Annotated in this window: 6 protein-coding genes; 5 read left to right on the top strand and 1 reads right to left on the bottom strand. The window is 50.3% G+C overall.

Translation table 11 applies throughout. The features are described 5' to 3' along the window. The first annotated feature begins 140 nt into the window (after window positions 1-140). Together QF669_09295 and QF669_09300 are read left to right on the top strand one after the other, a co-directional pair. Complete coding sequence (locus QF669_09295) at window positions 141-674, top strand: toxin-antitoxin system YwqK family antitoxin (protein MDP6457624.1); 534 nt, start codon at window positions 141-143, stop codon at window positions 672-674. Window positions 675-725: 51 nt separating this feature from the next. Then, window positions 726-926 carry a hypothetical protein gene (locus QF669_09300; protein MDP6457625.1) on the top strand — a complete coding sequence of 67 codons (201 nt, stop codon included), beginning with the start codon at window positions 726-728 and terminating at the stop codon, window positions 924-926. 75 nt (window positions 927-1,001) lie between these two features. On the opposite strand, the gene QF669_09305 is transcribed toward QF669_09300, so the two are convergent. Then, on the bottom strand, window positions 1,002-2,045 hold the full coding sequence (locus tag QF669_09305; GenBank protein MDP6457626.1) for a zinc-dependent alcohol dehydrogenase family protein: 1,044 nt from the start codon (window positions 2,043-2,045) through the stop codon (window positions 1,002-1,004). A gap of 206 nt (window positions 2,046-2,251) precedes the next feature. On the opposite strand from QF669_09305, the gene QF669_09310 reads away from it, so the two are divergent. The 3 genes from QF669_09310 to QF669_09320 form a co-directional block, all read left to right on the top strand. Further along, window positions 2,252-3,106, top strand: coding sequence for an SDR family oxidoreductase (locus tag QF669_09310; protein ID MDP6457627.1), 855 nt, complete (start codon window positions 2,252-2,254; stop codon window positions 3,104-3,106). Next, a complete protein-coding gene (locus QF669_09315) occupies window positions 3,103-4,773 on the top strand; it encodes an amidohydrolase (GenBank protein MDP6457628.1) in 1,671 nt (556 codons plus the stop codon). The genes QF669_09310 and QF669_09315 overlap by 4 nt, the downstream gene beginning before the upstream one ends. Before the next feature lie 13 nt (window positions 4,774-4,786). Further along, on the top strand, window positions 4,787-6,229 hold a 1,443-nt coding region (locus tag QF669_09320), incomplete at its 3' end, for a DASS family sodium-coupled anion symporter (protein ID MDP6457629.1).

A 6,229-nucleotide genomic window follows, 5' to 3' on the forward strand; every position in this document is an offset into this window, starting at 1 on the left:
CATGACAGTGCAATTTCGAGCTGTCTGAATATAGATCAAAAGATGCGGAAAAATGATGAAGTTTAGCGGAGGGACCCAATTGTTTTAATTTCTCTTGAGCGTTAACTTTATCGCTGAGTCGGTCATAACAGGTTGACAGAATGAGAATAATAGTACTCCTCGTTATTACAATTCTACTCTCATGCGCCGGGGGTGGTGACGAATCTATAGTGTATTATCCTAACGGACAGCAGAAGGAGAAAGGTCTTCTCACGCATGGCAAGAAGGATGGTGAATGGACCTGGTGGTTTTCCAACGGTGCTGTCCGCGGTCGCGCTTCTTACAGTCGGGGCAGGAAAGATGGCGCTACTGTCTGGTTTTATGAGAAAGGCGGCAAAGAGCGGGAGGGAGAATTCAGCAATGATAAGCTCCACGGTCACTGGACGTTCTGGTATAATAACGGGGACAGGAAAAGTGAAGCCAGCTACCAGCGTGGTGTCCTGAACGGGCAATATACGAAGTGGTATCCTAACGGTGTGAAGCAGCAGCAGGGGAACTATAATAACGGCAAACGAAGTGGTGAATGGGTCTTCTGGAATGAGGACGGTAAAATGTTGCGTAAAGATATCTACCGGGGCGGCTATCCGCAGAAGTCGATTCTTATGGACGATGTGTCTGATTCTTTGTATCATTAAGGCGCAACAGATGGATTCCAAACCACTTTTTCATGTTGAAAGGATTATGTTATGAGTGATGAAAAGCAGCAGTATGAGATAATCGATATTAAGTCATTAGAGGCGTTCGCCAAGCTGCATAAGATCTGCTTTCGCGACCGTGAAGATTCCACCCGCGTCTATCCGCCTGGTTCCTACGTAGGCAAGGAGATCGACTGGTCATGGATCGAGGCTAGAGTTGAAGAGTGGAACCGGGTCATCAAAGAGATGTGAATTCTGTATCTGTGCTAAGATTTAATCAAGAGTATAGCTGAATTTATTGGATATATAGTAACGTCCCATTGACGATTAAAACCTGTTAATCACCGTCATTCCCAGCGAGTCGAAACCCGCCATCGCCTTCAGTTCAGCGGCGGCATCCTCCAGTGGTACTATCTTTTGCACGAGCCGACCGGGATCGATTTTTCCATCCGAAATCATACTGAAAACCTCCTTATAGCGGCTCGCCTGAATCCCGTGGCTTCCGACAATCTCCATTTCTCGCGCTATAACCTGATCCATGGGGATGATGACGTCACTTTCATCTCCTACAGTCAGACCGATTTGTACATGCCGGCCGCGTTTGCGGAGTGAACAGATAGAATTAGTAGCAGTCTCAGTACTGCCTAAGGCATCGATGGAGACGTGAGCCCCTCCGTCCGTTATCTCGTGTATCTCTGTGGCTGGATTGGTTACCTCTGAGGCGTTGAGTGTCTCTTCAGCACCTGCAGACTGTGCCAGTGTAAGCTTCTCCTCGCTGATGTCCACGCCGATGACTCTGGCGCCGAGCGCTGATGCAATCATGATTGCCGACAGCCCCACACCTCCGCATCCATAGACGGCTACCCACTGATTTTTCCTCACGCATCCCTGATCAACCACACCCCGGAAGGCGGTTGTGAAGCGGCAGCCGAGGCTTGCGGCGGAAACATAATCCAGGTCATCAGGAAGGCGGGCGAGATTATTATCCGCATAACGAATGGCCACGTATTCGGCGAACGTACCCCAAGCCGTGAATCCAGGCTGGTAGTCATTATCGCAAACATTGGGGAATCCCGCCTCGCATTGGGGACAGACGCCACAGCCGCAGCAGAACGGGGTGGTGACGCGGTCGCCCGGTTCCCACTTTTGGATGCCCGCGCCGACGTCCAAAATCGTACCGGCACATTCATGACCGGGCACGTGTGGGAAAGATGTAATGGCCGGATCGTGTCCCATCCAGCCGTGCCAGTCGCTGCGGCAGATGCCCGATGCCTTGACCTCGATAACGACGCCGTCATTCGGTACCTCCGGCTTAGGGACGTCATCGATTCTGAAGGGACCTTCAAAACTGTCATACAGGATTGCTTTCATCTGTAAAGCCTGTAACAATTTAGAGTAGAGAACTGTTACGCACCACCCCGTTGATATGCTTCATTGGGAAATATTGTCAGCGAATTGCCTGGTTCGGACTGTTTTGAACAGTCAGATATTGATTCTACGTTTCACCTTTTTACATATAGCTCACCTCACTTATATTCTGTCTCACAATCAAGGAAGACTTAGGGAAGGGTAGAAACATGTTTGAGAAAAATCTTCTGAAAGACAAAACAATTATTGTAACCGGGGGTGGGACAGGTCTCGGCAAGTCAATGTCTCAGCGGTTCTGCGAGCTCGGAGCGAACCTTGTCATTGCCGGTCGTCGGGAAGCAGTGCTTGAAGGAACAGCCGCTGAACTGAGGACTACGGGTGCAAAGGCATTACCGGTTCAATGCGATGTTAGAGATACGGCTGAAGTTCAATCCATGGTGGAACGAACTGTTGATGAGTTTGGTGCTGTAGACGTCCTCATCAACAATGCTGCCGGAAACTTCATTTCGCCGACAGAAAAGCTCTCCGAGGGCGGGTTTAGAGTGATTATTGACATCGTTCTACACGGTACTTTCAACTGTACTATGGCGGCAGCGAAGAAGATGATGGAAAACTCAGGTGGTACAGTCCTCAATATTATAACCACCTATGCATGGACAGGATCGGGCTACGTGGTTCCGTCAGCCTGTGCCAAGGCGGGCGTTCTTGCCATGACGCGATCGCTGGCCGTTGAATGGGCCAAATACGGCATCCGCACGAATGCCATCGCCCCGGGACCGTTCCCTACGGAAGGGGCGTGGAAACGATTGACCGTTCCGGGACTGGGCGTTGAAAAGAAGATGAAAAAGCGTATTCCGCTGGGCAGATTCGGTGAGCACGAGGAACTCGCAAATCTTGCCTCGTTCATGGTGAGTGATGGGGCTGGCTATATCAACGGTGAAGTTGTGACCATCGACGGGGGTGAATGGCTTAAGGGGGCCGGACAGTTCAATGAACTGGAGAAAATTCCGGAGGTAGCCTGGAAAGTGATGGCGGCTGTGAGGAAAAAAAGGAAGAAGAAGTGAAAAGTAGAATGGACTGTGTCATGCTGCGAGCAGTGATAACCGGTCTACTGATTTTGAGTGGATGCACGAATGAGAATGCTGACACTATCTTTATAAACGGTAACATCTGGACCGGCGTTGAGGCCGGCACGCGAGCGGAAGCAATTGCCGTCATGGGCGATAGAATCAAGGCTGTAGGATCGAATCAGGAGATCAGTGCTTTGAAGGATCCCAGCTCAAAGATAGTAGATTTGGCAGACCGCTTCGTAGTCCCCGGCTTGATGGATAGTCATACCCACTTCATAAGCGGTGGATTTCAACTGGCAAGTATCAACTTGCGCGATGTGGACAGTCAGGATGAGTTTGTCCATCGTATCGATAGATATGTCCAGTCTGTCCCCTCTGGAAGTTGGATCGAGGGCGGAGACTGGGACCACGAACTGTGGGGTGGTGAGCTTCCGACGCGCCATTGGATTGATGCTGTCACTGGAGACAGACCTCTCTTCGTCGGGCGATTAGACGGACACATGTCGCTGGCAAACTCTAAGGCGCTCGAGTTGGCTGGGATCTCCGCTGAAACTCCAGATCCTCCGGGAGGCATCATCGTCCGCGATTCATTCTCTGGCGAACCGACAGGAATTCTGAAGGATGAGGCTCAATCTCTGGTGACAGCGGTCATTCCTGAACCTTCTGACAAAGAGATGGACAAAGCATTAGCAAGGGCCATGGAGTTTGCTGTCTCCCAGGGCGTTACCCAGGTGCACGATATGTGCTCGTGGGAAGATTTCCAGACCTATCTTCGCGCTGACAAGAAAGGACAGTTGAAGCTGCGCATCTACGCCGTCCCGTGGTACACCAACTGGGAACGCCTTGTCGCCTTCATAGAAGAGAACGGAAGAGGGAATCAGTGGTTGAGGTGGGGCGGCATCAAAGCTATGATGGATGGCTCTCTAGGTTCAAGAACGGCGTGGATGTACGATCCGTACAGAGATGACCCTGCAACGAGCGGTCTTGTGGTGATGGCTGATACAGTCAAGTTCCGTGAAATTCTTCATGCGTCTGATAAAAGTGGACTTCAGCTCATGATTCACGCTATCGGCGACCGGGCCAACGACTGGATGCTGAACGAGTATGAGGCCATCTCACTGGAGAGCGGAGAAAGAGACCGCCGCTTGAGGATAGAGCATGCCCAGCACCTCACGCCTGAAGCCATCAATCGTTTTGCCGCCCTCGGGATCACCACCTCCATGCAGCCGTATCATGTCGTGGATGACGGATCGTGGGCCGCGAACAGGGTTGGCGAGCAGGTCTTGAAAGGAACTTATGCATTCCGGTCACTTATGGATAAAGATGTAAATATTGCTTTCGGCTCCGACTGGACGGTGGCGCCCCTTTCGCCGATCCTCGGCATTTATGCCGGCGTAACTCGGCAGACGCGCGACGGGATGAATCCGGAAGGGTGGTATCCTGAACAGAAGATTACAGTGGATGAATCACTCCGGGGCTACACTTCCGGGGCCGCTTACGCCGGATTCCAAGAAGATGTCTTGGGTACACTGGAACCGGGGAAACTGGCCGACTTTGTTGTTTTATCAGAAGACCTTACCGATATCGATCCAGTAAGTATCAAAGATGTGCAGGTAATACGGACGGTTGTGGGAGGGAAAGATCAGTACATAGCGCCATAACCTCGGAGGATTTATGACGGAAGAAAAAAAGTCGAACGGTGGCGGTTTCGCCAAAACGACGGATTTCAAATGGCTCGCCATTGGAATTGTAGTTTTTATGGTTCTCTCTTTGATTCCCACCCCTGCCTCCATGACAGCTCATGCAGAATCTGTATTCAAAGCTATGACCGTGGAGCAGCAATCTGACACTTCCGTTGAAAATATTGCTTCAAATATTAAGACTATTATCGCTCTTTTAGCCATGTGTACTGTCTTTTTTGCCACCGAAGCAATACCTATGCCCGCCGTGGCTTTATTGATCGGACTGGTCCAGCTCTTTTTTGGGATAACAGCACCAGCCAAAATTGTATCCACATATGCTCATGATGCCGTATGGTTTATCGCTGGATCGCTGGCCATCGGCGCCACTCTGGTGAAACACGGCTTGGACAAGCGGATCGGAATGCTCGTGGTTAAAATTTCGGGAACCAAGACGAGAAATATTGTTCTCGGTTTGATATTAGGCACCGCCATTCCATCTGCATTTATAAATGAGGCATCCATTGCTCCAATGTACGTTCCTATCGCTTTAGCCCTTTATACATTGACAAACAAGGTAACATCTGCACCAAGATTGGGAAAACTGTTAATGATCTCCATTGCCATCGGCTGTATGGTAGGTGCACCCATGAGTCCCACAGGAGGTGCCCGAAACGCCATCATGATCGGGTTTCTGTCAAATATCGGAGTGGAGGTAGATTTCTTCCAGTGGATGATCATGGGCGTCTTTTATATGGTTGCAATGTCTGCTGTCATGACGTTCCTTCTGCCGCTGCTTTTTAAACCGGAAGTGAAGGATCTTTCCGGTGCTGTCGCTACGCTAAAGGAGGATCTCGAGAAACACGGTAAAATGACAACAAAACAGTGGTTGGTTGGTGGCATCATGCTGCTGATGATCTTCATGTGGATCACTGACAAGACCGTCACTAATAGCATATTAGGGTTTTCTCTAGGTTTAGGTGGTGTCGCAATAACCGGCGCTGTACTCTACATGCTTCTCGGCCTGACTTCCTGGAAAGATTATGAAACAAACGTCAGCTGGGGTGTGATTATACTTTACGCAGGAGCGATTTCACTGGGAGTTGTTTTTAAGGATAGCGGTGCTGCCAAATGGCTGGCTGACAATCTGATCGGTCTGGTGAAGCCACTGGGAATTGAGAATGGCATACCTCTGATCCTAATGGTGGTGGTCATCGGCGCACTTCTGACCAATCTCATGAGCGCCGGTGCTACTGTGGCCGTGATTGGACCTGTAGTTTTGGAGATGGCCCAATCGTCGGGTACGAACCCGATACTTGTAGGTGTAGGCTTAGCGATAGCTACTTCCATGGCTTTCTGGCTTGTTATCGGTACACCGGCAAGTTCCATCGTTTATGCCAGCGGTCAGTTAGATGCCAAAGATTTTATCCGTATGGCG

This window comes from Candidatus Neomarinimicrobiota bacterium, assembly GCA_030743815.1.
In the GTDB taxonomy this organism is placed as follows: domain Bacteria; phylum Fidelibacterota; class Marinisomatia; order Marinisomatales; family S15-B10; genus UBA2146.